At 68.0% G+C, this 16,819-nt stretch carries 13 protein-coding genes; 6 read left to right on the top strand and 7 right to left on the bottom strand.

The features are described 5' to 3' along the window. Positions 1 to 132 precede the first annotated feature (132 nt). From ACIGKL_RS01380 to ACIGKL_RS01355, 6 genes are all read right to left on the bottom strand, one after another. Positions 133 to 1,032 carry a hydroxymethylglutaryl-CoA lyase gene (locus ACIGKL_RS01380; RefSeq protein WP_397484946.1) on the bottom strand — a complete coding sequence of 300 codons (900 nt, stop codon included), beginning with the start codon at positions 1,030 to 1,032 and terminating at the stop codon, positions 133 to 135. Between the two features lie 106 nt (positions 1,033 to 1,138). Then, on the bottom strand, positions 1,139 to 3,073 hold the full coding sequence (locus ACIGKL_RS01375; RefSeq protein ID WP_397484945.1) for an acetyl/propionyl/methylcrotonyl-CoA carboxylase subunit alpha: 1,935 nt from the start codon (positions 3,071 to 3,073) through the stop codon (positions 1,139 to 1,141). Beyond that, positions 3,070 to 3,870, bottom strand: coding sequence for a gamma-carboxygeranoyl-CoA hydratase (locus ACIGKL_RS01370; RefSeq protein WP_397484944.1), 801 nt, complete (start codon positions 3,868 to 3,870; stop codon positions 3,070 to 3,072). The genes ACIGKL_RS01375 and ACIGKL_RS01370 overlap by 4 nt, the downstream gene beginning before the upstream one ends. 93 nt (positions 3,871 to 3,963) lie before the next feature. Then, entirely contained in the window at positions 3,964 to 5,571 is a 1,608-nt protein-coding gene (locus tag ACIGKL_RS01365) for a carboxyl transferase domain-containing protein (RefSeq protein WP_397486228.1), read from the bottom strand. Positions 5,572 to 5,691: 120 nt separating this feature from the next. Then, the gene (locus ACIGKL_RS01360; RefSeq protein WP_397484942.1) at positions 5,692 to 6,855 is read right to left on the bottom strand and encodes an isovaleryl-CoA dehydrogenase; all 1,164 of its coding nucleotides are present in this window, start codon (positions 6,853 to 6,855) and stop codon (positions 5,692 to 5,694) included. A gap of 33 nt (positions 6,856 to 6,888) precedes the next feature. Continuing rightward, positions 6,889 to 7,278: a MerR family DNA-binding transcriptional regulator gene (locus ACIGKL_RS01355; protein ID WP_397484941.1), complete on the bottom strand. Its 390-nt coding sequence runs from the start codon at positions 7,276 to 7,278 to the stop codon at positions 6,889 to 6,891. Positions 7,279 to 7,365: 87 nt separating this feature from the next. Between ACIGKL_RS01355 and ACIGKL_RS01350 the strand changes: the two genes are divergently transcribed. From ACIGKL_RS01350 to ACIGKL_RS01340, 3 genes are all read left to right on the top strand, one after another. Then, positions 7,366 to 8,133 carry a 3-hydroxyacyl-CoA dehydrogenase gene (locus ACIGKL_RS01350; protein ID WP_397484940.1) on the top strand — a complete coding sequence of 256 codons (768 nt, stop codon included), beginning with the start codon at positions 7,366 to 7,368 and terminating at the stop codon, positions 8,131 to 8,133. A gap of 131 nt (positions 8,134 to 8,264) precedes the next feature. After that, positions 8,265 to 9,455: an acetyl-CoA C-acyltransferase gene (locus ACIGKL_RS01345; protein ID WP_397484939.1), complete on the top strand. Its 1,191-nt coding sequence runs from the start codon at positions 8,265 to 8,267 to the stop codon at positions 9,453 to 9,455. A 183-nt stretch (positions 9,456 to 9,638) separates the two neighbouring features. Beyond that, positions 9,639 to 10,766, top strand: coding sequence for an acyl-CoA dehydrogenase family protein (locus ACIGKL_RS01340; RefSeq protein WP_397484938.1), 1,128 nt, complete (start codon positions 9,639 to 9,641; stop codon positions 10,764 to 10,766). 85 nt (positions 10,767 to 10,851) lie between these two features. Here the strand turns inward: ACIGKL_RS01340 and ACIGKL_RS01335 are convergent, their stop codons facing one another. Beyond that, positions 10,852 to 12,939 carry a TonB-dependent receptor family protein gene (locus ACIGKL_RS01335; protein WP_397484937.1) on the bottom strand — a complete coding sequence of 696 codons (2,088 nt, stop codon included), beginning with the start codon at positions 12,937 to 12,939 and terminating at the stop codon, positions 10,852 to 10,854. A gap of 194 nt (positions 12,940 to 13,133) precedes the next feature. Here ACIGKL_RS01335 and ACIGKL_RS01330 point away from each other — a divergent pair, with 194 nt between their 5' ends. From ACIGKL_RS01330 to ACIGKL_RS01320, 3 genes are read left to right on the top strand one after another with little or no spacing between them, the layout of a single operon-like run. Continuing rightward, a complete protein-coding gene (locus ACIGKL_RS01330) occupies positions 13,134 to 14,255 on the top strand; it encodes a gluconokinase, GntK/IdnK-type (RefSeq protein WP_397484936.1) in 1,122 nt (373 codons plus the stop codon). A gap of 50 nt (positions 14,256 to 14,305) precedes the next feature. Next, a complete protein-coding gene (locus ACIGKL_RS01325) occupies positions 14,306 to 15,583 on the top strand; it encodes a TRAP transporter large permease (protein WP_397484935.1) in 1,278 nt (425 codons plus the stop codon). Between the two features lie 58 nt (positions 15,584 to 15,641). Next, the gene (locus tag ACIGKL_RS01320) at positions 15,642 to 16,655 is read left to right on the top strand and encodes a TRAP transporter substrate-binding protein (protein ID WP_397484934.1); all 1,014 of its coding nucleotides are present in this window, start codon (positions 15,642 to 15,644) and stop codon (positions 16,653 to 16,655) included. Positions 16,656 to 16,819: the final 164 nt, after the last annotated feature.

Here is a 16,819-nt window from a genome sequence, read left to right as displayed (position 1 = left end):
TTCGGGGCGCATAGGGTGGATGAACAAAGCGTCATCCACCCTACGATGCTTGAGTAGGGCGGACATGGCGAAGCCTTGTCCGCCGCGGAATCCGAATGGTGGACAAGCCTGCGGCATGTCCACCCTACGAACTTATCGGCTCAGGCGTGCCCGCGCCACCCGCGAGCCATTGGCCTTGCCCAGCACTTCGCAGATGCGCGCACCGGCGGCGATCAGTTTGTCCAGGTCGATGCCGGTGTCGATGCCCAGACCCTGCAGCATATAGAGCACGTCCTCGCTGGCGACGTTGCCGGTGGCGCCCTTGGCGTAGGGACAGCCGCCGAGGCCCGCGACCGAGCTGTCGAACACGTTGATGCCTTCGAGCAGACTGGCGTAAATATTGGCCAGCGCCTGGCCGTAGGTGTCGTGGAAATGCCCGGCCAGCAGGTGGCGGGGGATGTCGCGGCCGACCAGGTTGATCAGGTGGCGGGTCTTGCCCGGCGTGCCGGTGCCGATGGTGTCGCCCAGCGACACCTCGTAGCAGCCCATGGCATAGAGTTCCTTGGCCACGCTGGCGACCTGGGCCGGGTCGATCTCGCCGTCGTAGGGGCAGCCGAGCACGCAGGACACATAGCCGCGCACGCGCACGTTGGCGGCCTTGGCCGCCTCCATCAGCGGCACGAAGCGCGCCAGGCTCTCGGCGATGGAGCAGTTGATGTTCTTCTGCGAGAAGGCCTCGCTGGCGGCGGCGAATACCGCCACTTCCTTCACCTCGGCTTCGAGGGCTGCTTCGAAGCCTTTCAGGTTCGGCGTCAGCGCGGCGTAGGTGACACCCGGCTGGCGCTGGATGGCGGCGAACACCTCGGCGGAGCCAGCCATCTGCGGCACCCATTTGGGCGAGACGAAACTACCGACCTCGACGTAGCCAAGGCCGGCGGCGGACAGGTCGTCGACCAAGTGCACCTTGTCGGCGACGCTGATCGGCTGTTTCTCGTTCTGCAGGCCGTCGCGCGGGCCGACTTCGACCAGGCGTACGGATTTGGGCAGGCTCATCGGGGTTCCTCGTGTGTATACGGGCCGTAGGGTGTCGCGGGGCCGCCTAGGCTGTGCGCACCACGGGGTTTGGCTATCTTAGGACGCCTGGTGCGCACGGCGCACCCTACGAAAGCTCCACCAGCACCGCGCCGTCGCCGACCAGCTCGCCTTCGCGGCAGTAGATGGCCTTGACCGTGCCGGCCTCGGGCGCGCGGATGCTGTGCTCCATCTTCATCGCCTCCAGCACCACCAGGGCGGTGCCGGCCTCCACGGCCTGGCCCGGCTCGACCAGCACGCGGACGATGCTGCCGTTCATCGGTGCGGTCAGGCCGCCGTGCGGGTGGTGGCTGGCCTCGGCCGCGGCGATCGGGTCGAAGCGGTTGAGCGCGTGCAGCTCGCCCTGCCATTGCAGGTACAGGGTGTCGCCCTGGCGGATCGCGGGCAGGCGCTGCTGCGCCGCGCCGGGCACCAGCAGACTGTCGCCCTGTAGCTGCACCTGGCCGCTGGCACGCACCTTGCGGCTGCTGCCCTGGCAGCTCAGGTGCAGCTCGATTTCCGTCGGGCCGCCGCTGCGCCAGCCGCTGCGCGCGGTCCAGGGCGAGTGGGCGTCGTCGGCGCGGCGCCGCTCAGGTTCGCTCTGGATAAAGGCATCGGCCGCCAGCTGCCAGAAGGCCTCCGGCAGCTCGCTCGGCGATGGCAGCAGCTGCGCCTCGTGACGTGGGATAAAACCGGTGTCCAGCTCGGCGGCGGCGAAGGCCGGGTGGGCCAGCACGCGACGCAGGAAGGCCAGGTTGGTCTTGACCCCGCCGACCAGGGTTTCGTCGAGCATGGCCAGCAGGCGCAGGCGCGCTTCCTCGCGGTTCTCGCCCCAGGCGATCAGCTTGCCGAGCATGGGGTCGTAGAAGGGCGAGACCACATCGCCCTGGGCCACGCCGCTGTCGGTACGCCGGCCGGGGCCGGCGGCGGCTTCGCGGTACAACTCCAGGGTGCCGGTGGCGGGGAGGAAGTCGTGGTCCGGGTCTTCCGCGTACAGGCGCACCTCGATGGCGTGGCCGTTAAGCGGCACTTGTTCCTGCGTGATCGGCAGGGCCTCGCCGCGGGCCACGCGAATCTGCCAGGCCACCAGGTCCAGGCCGGTGATCAGCTCGGTGACCGGGTGCTCGACCTGCAGGCGAGTGTTCATCTCCATAAAGAAGAAGTCGCCGCGCTCGTCCAGGAGGAACTCCACGGTGCCGGCGCCGACGTAGCCGATGGCCTGCGCCGCCTTGACCGCCGCCTCGCCCATGGCGCGGCGCAGTTCGGGCGACAGGCCGGGAGCGGGGGCTTCTTCCACCACCTTCTGGTGGCGGCGCTGGATCGAGCAGTCGCGCTCGTTCAGGTACAGGCAGTGGCCGTGACTGTCGGCGAACACCTGGATCTCCACGTGGCGCGGCTTGAGTACGTACTTCTCCACCAGCATGCGCGAGTCGCCGAACGACGATTGCGCCTCGCGCTGGGCGCTGGCCAGGGCCTCGGCCAGCTCGCTCTCGCGCTCGACCACCTTCATGCCCTTGCCGCCACCGCCGGCGGCGGCCTTGAGCAGCACCGGGTAGCCGATGCGCTCGGCGGCCTGGCGGAAGGTGTCGATATCCTGCGCTTCGCCGTGATAGCCGGGCACCAGCGGCACGCCGGCGGCCTCCATCAGCGCCTTGGCTGCCGACTTGCTGCCCATGGCGTCGATGGCCGAGGCGGGCGGGCCGAGGAAGATCAGCCCGGCTTCTTCGATGGCGCGGGCGAAGCCGGCGTTTTCCGAGAGAAAGCCATAGCCGGGGTGGATGGCCTGGGCGCCGCTGGCCCTGGCCGCTTCGATCAGCTTGTCGATCAGCAGGTAGCTTTCCGCCGGCTTGGCGCCGCCCAGGTTCACCGCCAGCTCGGCCTCGCGCACGTGCCGCGCCGTGGCGTCGATGGCGCTGTGCACCGCCACGGTGCGGATGCCCATGGCCTTGGCCGTGCGCATCACGCGGCAGGCGATCTCGCCGCGGTTGGCCACCAGCAGGGTGTCGATAGGCTTGAGGTTCATGCTTGTTGCTCCTGCCAGGCGGGCGTGCGTTTTTCGAGGAAGGCGCGCAGGCCCTCCTGGCCTTCGGCGCTGACGCGCAGACGGGCGATGGCGTTCTCGGTGTAGCGGCGCAGGGCCGGCGTCAGCTCGCCGCTACCGACCTCGCGCAGCAGGTCCTTGCTGGCGCGCATGGCCTGCGGGCTGTTGAGCAGCAGATTGGCGATCCAGGCCTCGGCCTGGGCGTCGAGCTCGGCGGCCGGGCAGGTTTCGGCGAGCAGGCCCAGCTCGCGGGCACGCTGGCCGTCGAAGCGCTCGGCGGTCAGCGCGTAGCGCTTGGCCGCGCGCTCGCCCAGGGCCTGGACGACGAAGGGGCTGATCACCGCCGGGGCCAGGCCGATACGCACTTCGGACAGGGAGAACAGCGCATCGTCCGCGCCGATGGCCATATCGCAGCAACTGACCAGGCCCACCGCACCGCCGAAGGCCGCGCCCTGCACCACGGCCAGGGTGGGGATCTTCAGGGCGGCCAGGTTGTACATCAGTTCGGCCAGCTCGCGGGCGTCGCTCAGGTTGGCGTTGTAGTCGAGCTCGGCGGCCTGCTGCATCCAGGCCAGGTCGGCGCCGGCGGAAAAATGCTTGCCGCGACCGCGCAACAGCAAAAAGCGCAGGCTCTTGTCCTCGCCGACGGCATCGATGGCGAGGATCAGCTCGCGGATCATCGCGGCGTTGAAGGCGTTGTTTTTCTCCGCGCGGTTCAGCCACAAAGTGGCGAAGCCGCGCGGGTCTTTTTCCAGTTGGATGGCGGTGAAGTCGGTCATGGCGATGGGCTCGAAATATGCGCTGGCTCTGGTGGGAGGGGCTTTAGCCGCGAGCTTTGCTGTGGCTGTCGCGGCTAAAGCCCCTCCCACGGATTACATGCGGAACACGCCGAAGCGGGTCGGCTCGATCGGTGCGTTGAGGCTGGCCGACAGCGCCAGGGCCAGTACCTCGCGGGTCTGCGCCGGGTCGATCACGCCGTCGTCCCACAGCCGGGCGCTGGAGTAGTAGGCGTGCGCCTGCTTCTCGTACTGCTCGACGATTGGCTGCTTGAGGCGCTGCTCGTCCTCGTCCGAATAGTGCTGACCGGCGCGCTCGGCCTGCTCGCGCTTGACCTGCACCAGCACGCCCGCGGCCTGCTGCGCGCCCATCACGCCGATCTTGGCGTTGGGCCACATCCACAGGAAACGCGGGTCGTAGGCGCGGCCGCACATGCCGTAGTTGCCGGCGCCGAAGCTGCCGCCGATGATCAGGGTGAACTTCGGCACCTGGGCGCAGGCCACCGCGGTGACCAGCTTGGCGCCGTGCTTGGCGATGCCGCCTTCCTCGTATTTCTTGCCCACCATGAAACCGGTGATGTTCTGCAGGAACAGCAGCGGAATGCCGCGCTGGCAGGCCAGTTCGACGAAGTGCGCGCCTTTCTGCGCCGATTCCGCAAACAAGATGCCGTTATTCGCCAGGATCGCCACCGGGTAGCCGTCGATGCGGGCGAAACCGCAGACCAGGGTGGTGCCGAACAGCGCCTTGAATTCATCGAACTGCGAATCGTCGACGATACGGGCGATCACCTCGCGCACGTCGAACGGCTGCTTGGCGTCCGCCGGGATCACCCCGTACAGCTCCTCGGCCGGATAGCGCGGGGCGATGGGCTCGCGCGTGTCGAGCTGGCCGAGCTTGCGCCAGTTGAGATTGGCGATGCTGCGCCGGGCCAGGGCCAGGGCGTGCTCGTCGTCGTCGGCATAGTGGTCGGCAACGCCGCTGGTCTTGCAGTGCACATCGGCGCCGCCCAATTCCTCGGCGCTCACCACCTCACCGGTGGCGGCCTTCACCAGCGGCGGGCCGGCCAGGAAGATGGTGGCCTGGTTGCGCACCATGATGGTCTCGTCGCTCATCGCCGGTACATAGGCGCCGCCGGCGGTGCAGGAGCCCATCACCACGGCGATCTGCGGAATGCCCAGCGCACTCATATTGGCCTGGTTGTAGAAGATCCGGCCGAAGTGCTCGCGGTCGGGGAACACCTCGTCCTGGCGCGGCAGGTTGGCGCCGCCGGAGTCCACCAGGTAGATGCACGGCAGGCGATTCTCGCGGGCGATGGCCTGGGCGCGCAGGTGCTTCTTCACTGTCAGCGGGTAGTAGCTGCCGCCTTTTACCGTGGCGTCGTTGGCCACGATCATGCACTCGACGCCTTCGACCCGGCCGATGCCGGCGATCACCCCGGCGGCGGGCACCTCTTCGCCGTACACCTCATGGGCGGCGAGCTGGCCGATCTCGAGGAACGGCGAGCCGGGATCAAGCAGGCGGTTGATGCGTTCGCGCGGCAGCAACTTGCCGCGCGCGGTGTGGCGCGCCTGGGCCTTCTCGCCGCCGCCCTCGTGCAGGCGGGCGAGCAGGGCGCGCAGGTCGTCCACCTGTTCGAGCATGGCCGCGCTGTTGGCGGCGAACTCCGGGGAGCGGGTATTGATCTGGGTGTGCAGGATGGCCATGGGGACCTCAGGACGTAGGGTGGACATGGCGAAGCCTTGTCCACCTATGACGTGGCACTACGGTGGACAAGCCGCGCTGCGGCATGTCCACCCTACGAATAGGCATCGAGCCCGCAACCATCACTTGGTCTCGTTGAACAGCTCGCGGCCGATCAGCATGCGGCGGATCTCGCTGGTGCCGGCGCCGATCTCGTAGAGCTTGGCGTCGCGCAGCAGGCGGCCAGCCGGGTACTCGTTGGTGTAGCCGTTGCCGCCGAGCAGCTGGATGGTATCCAGGGCCATCTTGGTGGCCATCTCGGCGGTGTAGAGGATCACCGCGGCGGCGTCCTTGCGCGATTCCTCGCCGCGGTCGCAGGCCTTGGCCACGTTGTAGAGGTAGGACTTGGAGGCGTTCATGCCGGCGTACATGTCGGCCAGCTTGCCCTGCACCAGCTGGAATTCGCCGATCGACTGCTTGAACTGCTGGCGCTCGTGCACGTAGGGCAGCACCACGTCCATGCAGGCGCTCATGATCCCGGTGGGACCGCCGGAGAGCACGGTGCGCTCGTAGTCCAGGCCGCTCATCAGCACACGCACGCCGCCGCCTTCGCTGCCTAAGATGTTCTCTTCCGGCACCTCGCAATCCTCGAACACCAGCTCGCAGGTGTTGGAGCCGCGCATGCCCAGCTTGTCCAGCTTCTGGTGGCGGGAGAAGCCCTTGAAGTCGCGCTCGACGATAAAGGCGGTCATGCCTCTGGAGCCGGCGTTGATATCGGTCTTGGCGTAGATCACGTAGGTGTTGGCGTCCGGGCCGTTGGTGATCCACATCTTGTTGCCGTTGAGCAGGTAGCGGTCGCCGCGCTTCTCGGCGCGCAGCTTCATCGACACCACGTCGGAGCCGGCATTGGGCTCGCTCATGGCCAGGGCGCCGACGTGCTCGCCGGAGCACAGCTTGGGCAGGTACTTGGCCTTCTGCTCGTGAGTGCCGTTCTTGCGGATCTGGTTCAGGCACAGGTTGGAATGGGCGCCGTAGGACAGACCGACCGAAGCCGAGGCGCGGCTGATTTCTTCCATGGCCACCACGTGGGCCAGGTAGCCCATGTTGGTGCCGCCGTATTCCTCTTCCACCGTCATGCCGAGCAGGCCCATGTCGCCGAACTTGCGCCACATGTCCATGGGGAACTCGTTGTCGCGGTCGATCTGCGCCGCGCGCGGCGCCAGCTCGGCCTGGGCGAAGTGGTGGACCGCGTCGCGCAGCATGTCGATGGTTTCGCCGAGGCCGAAGTTGAGGGTTGGGTAGCTCATGGTTCCACCTGTGTCTTGTCTTTATTGAAGGGGTTAGGCCGGCGCCGACTCGGTCGCGGCCAGGGCGGCCAAGCAGCGTTCCTCGGCGGTGTCCAACTCCAGCTGCATCTGCTGGATGTCCAGCAGTTGCTGTTCGAGCTGGGCACGGCGCGCGGCGATCTTGCCCATGAAGGTCTCCAGCTGCTTGCGGTTGCCGCTGGACGGGTCGTAGAGGTCGATCAGTTCCTTGCACTCGGCCAGCGAAAAGCCGATGCGCTTGCCGCGCAGGATCAGCTTCAGGGTGACCAGGTCCCGGGGGCTGAAGATGCGCTCCTGGCCGCGGCGCTCGGGGGCGAGCATGCCTTGCTCCTCGTAGAAGCGGATGGCGCGCGGCGTCACGTCGAGCTCGCGGGCCAGGTCGGAGATGGAGTAGGTAGTTGCCATGGTCATTGCTCGTTTACCTTTACGTTAACGTAAACATGTGTAAATCTGGCTGTCAATCTCACCCCACAACAATTACCGAGGTTGAGCATGCATATCGATGAATCCGTGTTCCTGATCACTGGCGGCGGTTCCGGCCTGGGCCTGGCCGCGGCCCGCGAACTGCTGGAGCAGGGCGGCAAGGTGGTGCTGGTGGACATCAATGCCGAGGCCGGCGCCGCACGTGCCGAGGAACTCGGCGCCAATGCCCGCTTCGTGCCGGCTGACATCACCCGCGAGGAGGATGGCCGCGCGGCCGTGGCGCAGGCGCTGGAGGCCTTCGGCGCCGTGCACGGGCTGGTCAACTGCGCCGGTATCGCACCGGCCGAGAAGGTACTGGGGCGCGGCGGTGTGCATGGTCTGGACAGTTTCCGCCGCACCGTCGAGGTCAACCTGATCGGCAGTTTCAACCTGCTGCGCCTGGCCGCCGAGGCCATGGCGCAGAACCAGCCGAATGCCGAGGGCGAGCGCGGGGTGATCGTCAATACCGCCTCGGTGGCGGCCTTCGACGGGCAGATCGGCCAGGCCGCCTACGCCGCGTCCAAGGGCGGGGTGGCCGCCATGACCCTGCCGGCGGCGCGCGAGCTGGCGCGCTCGGGCATCCGCGTGATGTGCATCGCCCCGGGCATCTTCGAGACGCCGATGATGGCCGGTATGCCGCAGGAGGTGCGCGACTCGCTGGCCGCCGGCGTGCCCTTCCCGCCGCGCCTGGGCCGCCCCGAGGAATACGCCGCGCTGGTGCGCCACATAGTCGAGAACCCCATGCTCAACGGCGAGGTGATCCGTCTCGATGGCGCGCTGCGCATGGCGGCGAAATAACGGACAGGTAGCCCGGATGCAATCCGGGACAGCGCCTCCCCGGATTGCATCCGGGCTACGGTGAACTGATCGACTGTGGGAGGGCTTCAGCCGCGACCCCATGGCAAACCAGCGATTTTCAGGAGACAACCATGCCCATTCCAACCGATCCGATAGTGATCGTCAGCGCCGCCCGCACCCCCATGGGCGGCTTTCTCGGCGACCTGGCCGGCCTGTCCGCCAGTGAGCTGGGCGCCGCCGCCATCCGCGCCAGCCTGGAGCGTGCCGGCCTCGCGGCCGAGGCGGTGGATAGCGTGCTGATGGGCTGCGTGCTGCAGGCCGGCCAGGGCCAGGCGCCGGCGCGCCAGGCAGCGCTCGGCGCGGGCCTGAGTCAGGCGGCGCAGTGCACCACGCTGAACAAGATGTGCGGCTCGGGCATGCAGGCGCTGATGTTCGGCCACGACCAGCTGCTGGCCGGCAGCGCCGAGGTGCTGGTGGCTGGCGGCATGGAAAGCATGTCCAACGCGCCCTATCTGCTGCCGCGCGCCCGCGCAGGCTATCGCATGGGCCATGGCCAGGTGCTCGACCATATGTTCCTCGACGGCCTGGAAGACGCCTACCAGCGCGGTCGGCTGATGGGCACCTTCGCCGAGGACTGCGCGCAGAACTACGGCTTCAGCCGCGAAGAGCAGGATGCCTACGCCCTCGAGTCGCTGCGCCGGGCGCAGCAGGCGATGGAGGCCGGCCATTTTGCCGGCGAGATCGTCGCGGTCGAGGCCCCGGCCGGGCGCGAGCGGCGCCTGATCGCCGCCGACGAACAGCCGCCCAAGGCCAGGCCGGAGAAGATTCCAACCCTCAAGCCGGCCTTTCGCGACGGCGGCACGGTGACCGCGGCCAACTCCAGCTCGATCTCCGACGGCGCCGCTGCGCTGCTGCTGATGCGCCAGTCCGAGGCCGAGCGGCGCGGCCTGAGCCTGCTGGCGCGTATCGTCGCGCATGCAGGCCACGCCCAGGCGCCGAATCTGTTCACCACCGCGCCGGTCACCGCGATCCAGCGCGTGCTGGCGCGTAGCGGCTGGAGCCTGGACGAGGTGGACCTGTTCGAGATCAACGAGGCCTTCGCGGTGGTGCCCATGGTCGCCATGCGCGACCTCGACATCCCCCACGCCAAGCTCAACGTGCACGGCGGTGCCTGCGCCCTCGGCCACCCCATCGGCGCCTCCGGCGCGCGCATCCTGGTCACCCTGCTGGCGGCGCTGCAGCAGCGTGATCTCAAGCGCGGCGTGGCGGCGGTATGCATCGGCGGCGGCGAGGCTACCGCGGTGGCCATCGAAAGATTGTGAGGAAAAAATCATGGTGCGCGCGGCGCACCCTACGGGCCGAACGCGATTCGTAGGGTGTTGCGGGGCCGCCTAGGCCGTGCGCACCAGCCACCTGAGCCCGCACTGTGGGAGGGGCTTCAGCCGCGACAGTCGCCGCTGAAGCGCCTCCCACGGATCGATCAAACCGCATCATCGGAGCCAGCCATGCTGCCCAACGAAGAACAACTACTGATCCGCGACATGGCCCGCCAGTTTGCCCAGGAACGGCTCAAGCCCTTCGCCGCCGACTGGGACCGCGAGCACCGCTTCCCGACTGGGGCCATCGCCGCGATGGGCCAGCTGGGTTTCATGGGCATGCTCGTGCCGGAGCAGTGGGGCGGCGCCGAGACCGGCCACCTGGCCTACGCCATGGCCCTGGAGGAAGTCGCCGCCGGCGACGGCGCCTGCTCCACCATCATGAGCGTGCACAACTCGGTGGGCTGTATGCCGATCCTGAAATACGGCAGCGAGGCGCAGAAGCAGCGCTTCCTCCGCCCGCTGGCCGGCGGCGAGATGCTCGGTGCCTTCGCCCTTACCGAACCGCAGGCCGGCTCCGACGCCAGCGACCTGCGCACCCGTGCGCGGCGCGACGGCGAGCACTACGTGCTGAGCGGCAGCAAGCAGTTCATCACCTCCGGCAGCCATGCCGGCATGGTCATCGTCTTCGCCGTCACCGACCCGGGGGCCGGCAAGAAGGGTATCAGCGCCTTTATCGTGCCGACCGACACGCCGGGTTTTTCCGTGGTGCGGGTGGAAGACAAACTCGGCCAGCACGCCTCGGACACCTGCCAGATCCAGCTCGACGAAGTGCGCATCCCGGCCGAGCTGCGCCTGGGCGAGGAGGGCGAGGGTTACCGCATCGCCCTGGCCAACCTCGAAGGCGGGCGCATCGGCATCGCCGCGCAGGCGGTGGGCATGGCCCGCGCCGCGTTCGAGGCGGCGCGCGACTACGCCCACGAGCGGGTCACCTTCGGCAAGCCGATCATCGAGCACCAGGCGGTGGCCTTCCGCCTGGCCGACATGGCCACCCAGATCGCCGTGGCGCGGCAGATGGTGCACCACGCCGCCAGTCTGCGCGAAGCCGGCCTGCCATGCCTGACCGAGGCCTCGATGGCCAAGCTGTTCGCCTCGGAGATGGCCGAGCGGGTGTGCTCGGCGGCGATCCAGACCCTGGGCGGCTACGGCTACCTCAAGGACTTCCCGGTCGAACGCATCTATCGCGACGTGCGCGTGTGCCAGATCTACGAAGGCACCAGCGACGTGCAGCGGATGGTGATCGCGCGCGGGTTGTAGGGCGCTCTGTGGGAGGGGCTTCAGCCGCGACTGGTCGAGCTAAAAGCTCGCCGCTGAAGCGCCTCCTACAAGGCCGGCTACAGCCTCAATCGAATTGATACTGCATCCCGGCGCCCACATACCAGGCCCGTTCCGGCCCAGGTTCGTAGTAGCGGCCATTGCTCTCGCCGACTATCACCGAGCCGATGTATTCGCGATCCAGCAGATTGTCGATGCGCAGCACCTGGTTGAAGGTCAGCGCGCCGAGCTGCTGCTCGAAGCGTGCCTGCCAGTTGAACAGCGCGTAGCTAGGCGCGGCCTTGGCCTGGTTGCTGTCCTCGACATACAGCTTGCTGCGGTACAGGCCCTCGATGGCGGTGCTGAAACCCTCGCGCGGCTGCCAGGCCAGCTCGCCATACAGGGTGCTGGCGGGGATGCCGGGCAGGCGGTTGCCAGACGCGATCGGCCGGCCGCCGCTGGCGAAGTCCTGGCTGTAGACGGCCTCGATATGGCTGTAGGCGAGGGTGCCGCGCAGGGTGTCGCTCAGTTGGCTTGCCAGCGCCAGCTCCACGCCGCGACGGCGGGTCTGTGCGGCGTTCTGAAAGCGCGTGCGGCCGCCGCTGGCCGATTCCACCACCAGTTCGTCGTCGGTGTCGATCTGAAACAGCGCCAGTTGCAGGTCGCTGGCCTGGCCGAGGCGGGCCTTGAGGCCGATTTCGATCTGCTCGCTGGTCGCCGGCTCTAGATCGAAGCCGAAACCGTTGTCGGGGCCGGAATACGACAGTTCGTTGAGCGTCGGCGTCTCCAGGCCCTTGCCCCAGCTGGCGTAGAGATTCAGCTCGGGCAGCAGCGCGTAGCTGGCGCCCAGGGTCGGGGTCAGCTCGCGGTAGGTGACCGCGCCGCTGTCGTCGCCATTGCTCAGGAAGCGGTCGTCCACCTCGAACCGTACTTCGTTGTGGCGCAGGCCGGCCTGCAGGTCGAGCTTGCCCAGTTGCCAGGCGGCCTGGACATAGGGCGACAGGCTGCTGACCTCATCGCGTTCGTCGCGGCGCAGATTGCCCTTCACCCCCAGGGTGCTGCCGACGAAGTTCTCAAAGCCCTGGCGGTCGTCGCGGGCATGGTCGTAGTCCAGGCCGGCGGTAAGGGTCAGCAGGCTGCTGCCCAGGTCGAAGGGCTGGATCCAGCGGTTGCTGGCGCCGAAGAAGCGCCGCTCGAAGTCGATCACCCCGCCTGAGTGCGACGGGTTGGCCTGCACTGCGACAGGGATCGACTGGTACTGAATCACCCGCCGGGTACCGCTGTACAGGGTGCTCTGCCAGGTGCCGGCGGCGAAGCTGCGCTCGTAATTCAGGCCAAGCTGCTGGTGATCCACCGTCTTGCGCGTATCGAACGCCAAAGCGCTGGGGGCGGCGGCGCGGCGGTCGTCCTGCACCTGAGCCCAGGTCAGGCCCTGCGGGTCCTGGGTGTCGTTCTGGTCGAGCTGGCTGAAGCTCAGGCTGAGCTTGCTGAGGTCGTCCGGGTACAGGGTCAGCTTGGCGAAGCTCTTGTCGAGGATGGCGCCGCTGTGCGCGCGATAACCGTCGGTTTCAAAATGCGAGCGGTTGAGAACAAAGCCGGCCTGGTCGTTGCCGCCTTCGGCACTGACTCGCGTGCGGCTAGTGCCCCAGGCCGCCTGCGAGGTGTCGACGGATAGCCTGGGCGCGCCTGCGCCATCGCGCGAGAACAGCTGGATCACCCCGCCGGAGTTGCTGCCGTAGACGCTGGCGAAGGGGCCGCGCAGCACCTCGATGCGCTCCAGGGTATCGAGCTCGAAGGTCGCCGCCTGGCCCTGGCCGTCGGGGTTGGACAGCGGCACGCCGTCGGCCAGCAGCTTGATGCCGCGAATGCCGAAGGCCGAGCGGGCGCCGAAGCCGCGCGAAGACAGCTGCAGATCCTGCGCATAGTTCTGGCGGTTCTGCACCACCAGGCCGGGCACGCTGCCGAGCGCCTCGGACAGGTTGACCCCCGGCTTGCCCAGGGTGGCCTGCTCGGCATCGATGCGGTTGACCGAGAAGGGCAGGCGCCAGCCGCTGGCCTGGTAACGGCTGCCGGTGACCACCAGCGGTTCGGCCTGGTAGTCGGGCGCGTCCTCGGCTTGCGCGGCCAGCGGCAGCAGCAGGGCGACAAGCCAGGGGCGGGGGCGGAATGGAACCATGGGCGAGGGCTCTTCTGCGGTCGAATGCCGCGATGGTGACCGCAGCGGCGGATCGCGGGCTAGAGCCGCTGCGCCGCCTGACGCAGAAATGCTCTACGAAATGTTGCCGCAATAGGGTTGTCGAACGATTTGGATAGCGCTAACATCCGGCCAAACAATGAGCGGCACCACGCAGATGGCGCCCTGGAGTTCCCATGCAGCAACAGCTTTCTATCCTGCCTGCCCGCACCACTTTGGTGGTCATGGGCGTCAGCGGCTCCGGCAAGAGCGAGATCAGCCAGGCGGTCGCCACCTCCCTCGGCTGGCGCCATATCGAAGCCGATCACTTCCATCCCCGCGAGAACGTCGAGCGCATGCGCGCCGGCACCCCCCTTAGCGACGACGACCGCAGCCACTGGCTGGACGCCCTGAGCGAGCAGATGCTGGCCGCCCAGGCGGCGGGCGAGGGCTTCGTGCTGGCCTGCTCGGCGCTCAAGCGCGCCTACCGCGAGCGCCTGCGCGCGGCGGTGCCGGGGCTGCAGTTCGTCCATCTGCATATCGATCAGGCCACCGCGCTGCAGCGGGTCGGCGCGCGTCCCGGACATTTCATGCCCACCTCGCTGGTCGACAGCCAGTTCGCCACCCTCGAAGCGCCGGCCGGCGAGCCGCATGTCCGCGTGCTGAACGCAGCCGCCAGCCGCGAGGCGCTGCTGGCGCAGATCTGCGCCTGGTTGCGCCGCGATCTGCCGGAGGCTGGCTCGGGCGCCGACGCCGCTGGTTCGACGACAGAAATTGATAGCGCTAACCATGCCTCGCAACTGGGCGCCGAACCCATCTACGAAGGCCGCCTGGCGCGGCTGTTCGACCGCCTCACCGATGGCCTGATGGCGACGCTGATGGCCTTTATGGTGCTGGCGGTGTTCGCCAACGTGGTGCTGCGCTACGCCTTCGGCACCGGCTGGGCCGGGGCCGAGGAGCTGTCGCGGCTGGCCTTCGTCTGGCTGGTGTTCGTCGGCGTGGCCTCGAGCATGCGCCGCGGCGAGCTGATGACCTTCCGCATGATCCGCGACCGCTTCCCGCAGTCTGCGCAACGTCTGCTGGACTCGCTGAGCTGGCTGCTGGTGGCCGGCGCCAGCCTGCTGGCGGCCTGGGGCGCCTGGATGCAGGTGCAGTTCGGCTGGGGCAACCACAGCACCGTGGTCGGTTATCCGGTGGTGCTGGCCATGGTGCCGGTGCTGGCCTGCATGACGGTGCTGGCCGTCCTCGCCCTGGTGCAACTGATCAACCTGTGGCGCCGCGCGCCGCAGGCAAGCCTGGCTCACGCGCAAGTCGATTGAGGCTGCGTCATCACTAACAAGAACGGGCACTGCCCACCGAGGACCTGCCGATGACCGTCGCCGTCTTCCTTTCATCCCTGCTGGGCTTCATGGCCTTCGGCATGCCCATCGCCTTCGCCCTGATCCTCACGGCGGCGCTGCTGATGTGGTACCTGGACTTCTGGGACGTGCAGTTGCTGGCGCAGAACCTGCTCGCCGGCGCCGACAGCTTCCCGCTGCTGGCCGTGCCCTTCTTCATCCGCGCCGGCGAGCTGATGAATGCCGGCGGCATCTCCAAGCGCATCATCGCCATGGCCCAGGCCTATTTCGGCCACCTGCGCGGCGGCCTCGGCTACGTCGCCATCGCCGCCGCGGTGCTGCTGGCGAGCATGTCCGGCTCGGCCCTGGCCGACACCGCGGCGCTGGCCACCCTGTTGCTGCCGATGATGCGCCAGCGCGGCTACCCGCTGCATTCCTCGGCCGGCCTGGTGGCCGCCGGCGGCATCATCGCGCCGATCATCCCGCCGTCGATGCCCTTCGTGATCTACGGCGTGGTCACCAACACCTCGATCAGCCAGCTGTTCATGGCCGGCCTGGTGCCGGGGCTGATCATGGGCGCCGGGCTGATCGTCGCCTGGAGCCTGATCGCCCGCGGCTTCACCGAGCCGACCCCGGCCAAGGCCAGCGCCGCCGAGCGTCGCCGCGTGCTGGTCGACGGCGCCGCGGCGCTGATGCTGCCGGTGATCATAGTCGGCGGCCTGCGCTTCGGCCTCTTCACCCCGACCGAGGCGGCGGTGGTCGCCGCGGTCTATGCCCTGGCGGTGTCGACCCTGCTGTACCGCGAGCTGAGCTGGAACGACCTGATCGAGACCCTGACCCGCGCCAGCCGCACCACCGCCTCGGTGATGTTCCTCTGCGCCGCCGCCACGGTATCGGCCTACATGATCACCCTGGCCCAGTTGCCGGACGAGATCGGCGCCATGCTCGGGCCGCTGGCCGACCACCCGCAACTGCTGGTGCTGGCGATCATGCTGCTGATGATCGCGGTGGGCATGGTCCTCGACCTGACCCCGACCATCCTCATCCTCGCCCCGGTGCTGGCGCCGATCGCCATCAAGGCCGGGGTCGACCCGGTGTACTTCGGCGTGATGTTCGTGCTGATCGGCTCGATCGGCCTGATCACCCCGCCGGTGGGCACCGTGCTCAACGTGGTCGGCGGCATCGGCCGGCTGCGCATGGAGGTGCTGGTGCGCGGGGTGATGCCGTTCTTCCTGATCTACCTGGGCATCGTCGCGTTGCTGATCGCCTTCCCGGCCATCGTCACCGTGCCGCTGACCTGGCTGCGCTGATTCGCCCCAACCGGCGCGGGCGCGCCGGCTTCGTTCACAACAATAAGAGGTAGTTCCGATGAAACGTCCGCTGCTCGCCATCCTCACCGCTGCCCTGCTGTGCAGCCCGCTCGCCGCCGTCGGCGTCCACGCCGACGAAGTCCGCTCGCGGATGATCCGCTTCGGCTACGGCCTCAACGAGAACAGCAACCAGGGCCGCGCGGCCAAGCTGTTCGCCGAGGAGGTGGCCAAGGCCTCGGACGGCAAGCTCAAGGTGCGCACCTTCGGCGCCGCCAGCCTGGGTTCGGACGACCAGATGCAGAGCGCGCTGATCGGCGGCGCCCAGGAAATGATGGTCGGCTCCACTGCGACCCTGGTCGGCATCACCAAGGAGATGGCGGTGTGGGACACGCCCTTCCTGTTCAGCAGCGCCGAGCAGGCCGACGCCGTGCTCGACGGCCCGGTTGGCCGCCAGGTGATGGACAAGCTGGAGGAGAAGGGTCTGGTCGGCCTGGTGTACTGGGAGAACGGCTTTCGCAACCTGACCAACAACGCCCGGCCGATCAGCAAGCTGGAGGATTTCGCCGGCATCAAGCTGCGCGTGATGCCCAACCCGGTGTTCCTCGAGACCTTCAAGCTGATGGGCGCCAACGCCGTGCCGCTGCCATTTTCCGAGCTGTTCACCGCGCTGGAGACCAAGGCCGTGGACGGCCAGGAAAACCCCTTCAACACCATCCTCTCCTCGAAGTTCTATGAGGTGCAGAAGTACCTGACCGTGACCAACCACGTGTACAGCCCGTGGATTCTCACCGTATCCAAGCGCTGGTGGGACGGCCTGTCTGCCACCGAGCAGAACATTCTCATGGAGGCGGCGCAGAAGGCCCGCGACTTCGAGCGCCAGGACACCCGCGCCGAGGCCGCCCGCGCCCTGGCCGAGCTGAAGGACAAGGGCATGCAGATCAACCAAGTGGACGCCGCCGAGGTGCAGCGCATGCGCGAGCAGGCCGCGCCGGCGATCCAGAAGGTGGTCGACACGGTCGGCCAGCAGCTGTTCGATCAGGTGCAGGCCGAGGCCGAGAAGGCTGCCTTGTAAGAACCTGTTCACGATCTCGCGAGCTAGAGCCATACAAGGCGCTACGTCAGTAACAGCCTTCGGCTGGTCAAAACAGGCGAGAATCGGTCGGAGTCGCGCTCGACTTTACGGGTTGTAAATGAGCGTTCGAGCCTGTTCTTAACGCAGTAGGGCCGACGCGCAGC

The organism is Pseudomonas sp. NPDC077186 (assembly GCF_044543505.1).
Lineage (GTDB): Bacteria > Pseudomonadota > Gammaproteobacteria > Pseudomonadales > Pseudomonadaceae > Aquipseudomonas.
The sequence above is the reverse complement of the archived record's forward strand: the minus strand, read 5'-3'. Positions and strand labels throughout refer to the sequence as shown.

Bases quoted from the DNA above. Each gene is read 5' to 3' on its own strand.
- ACIGKL_RS01380 (WP_397484946.1), bottom strand. From the start codon at position 1,032: ATGAGCCTGCCCAAATCCGTACGCCTGGTCGAAGTCGGCCCGCGCGAC.
- ACIGKL_RS01375 (WP_397484945.1), bottom strand. From the start codon at position 3,073: ATGAACCTCAAGCCTATCGACACCCTGCTGGTGGCCAACCGCGGCGAG.
- ACIGKL_RS01370 (WP_397484944.1), bottom strand. From the start codon at position 3,870: ATGACCGACTTCACCGCCATCCAACTGGAAAAAGACCCGCGCGGCTTC.
- ACIGKL_RS01365 (WP_397486228.1), bottom strand. From the start codon at position 5,571: ATGGCCATCCTGCACACCCAGATCAATACCCGCTCCCCGGAGTTCGCC.
- ACIGKL_RS01360 (WP_397484942.1), bottom strand. From the start codon at position 6,855: ATGAGCTACCCAACCCTCAACTTCGGCCTCGGCGAAACCATCGACATG.
- ACIGKL_RS01355 (WP_397484941.1), bottom strand. From the start codon at position 7,278: ATGGCAACTACCTACTCCATCTCCGACCTGGCCCGCGAGCTCGACGTG.
- ACIGKL_RS01350 (WP_397484940.1), top strand. From the start codon at position 7,366: ATGCATATCGATGAATCCGTGTTCCTGATCACTGGCGGCGGTTCCGGC.
- ACIGKL_RS01345 (WP_397484939.1), top strand. From the start codon at position 8,265: ATGCCCATTCCAACCGATCCGATAGTGATCGTCAGCGCCGCCCGCACC.
- ACIGKL_RS01340 (WP_397484938.1), top strand. From the start codon at position 9,639: ATGCTGCCCAACGAAGAACAACTACTGATCCGCGACATGGCCCGCCAG.
- ACIGKL_RS01335 (WP_397484937.1), bottom strand. From the start codon at position 12,939: ATGGTTCCATTCCGCCCCCGCCCCTGGCTTGTCGCCCTGCTGCTGCCG.
- ACIGKL_RS01330 (WP_397484936.1), top strand. From the start codon at position 13,134: ATGCAGCAACAGCTTTCTATCCTGCCTGCCCGCACCACTTTGGTGGTC.
- ACIGKL_RS01325 (WP_397484935.1), top strand. From the start codon at position 14,306: ATGACCGTCGCCGTCTTCCTTTCATCCCTGCTGGGCTTCATGGCCTTC.
- ACIGKL_RS01320 (WP_397484934.1), top strand. From the start codon at position 15,642: ATGAAACGTCCGCTGCTCGCCATCCTCACCGCTGCCCTGCTGTGCAGC.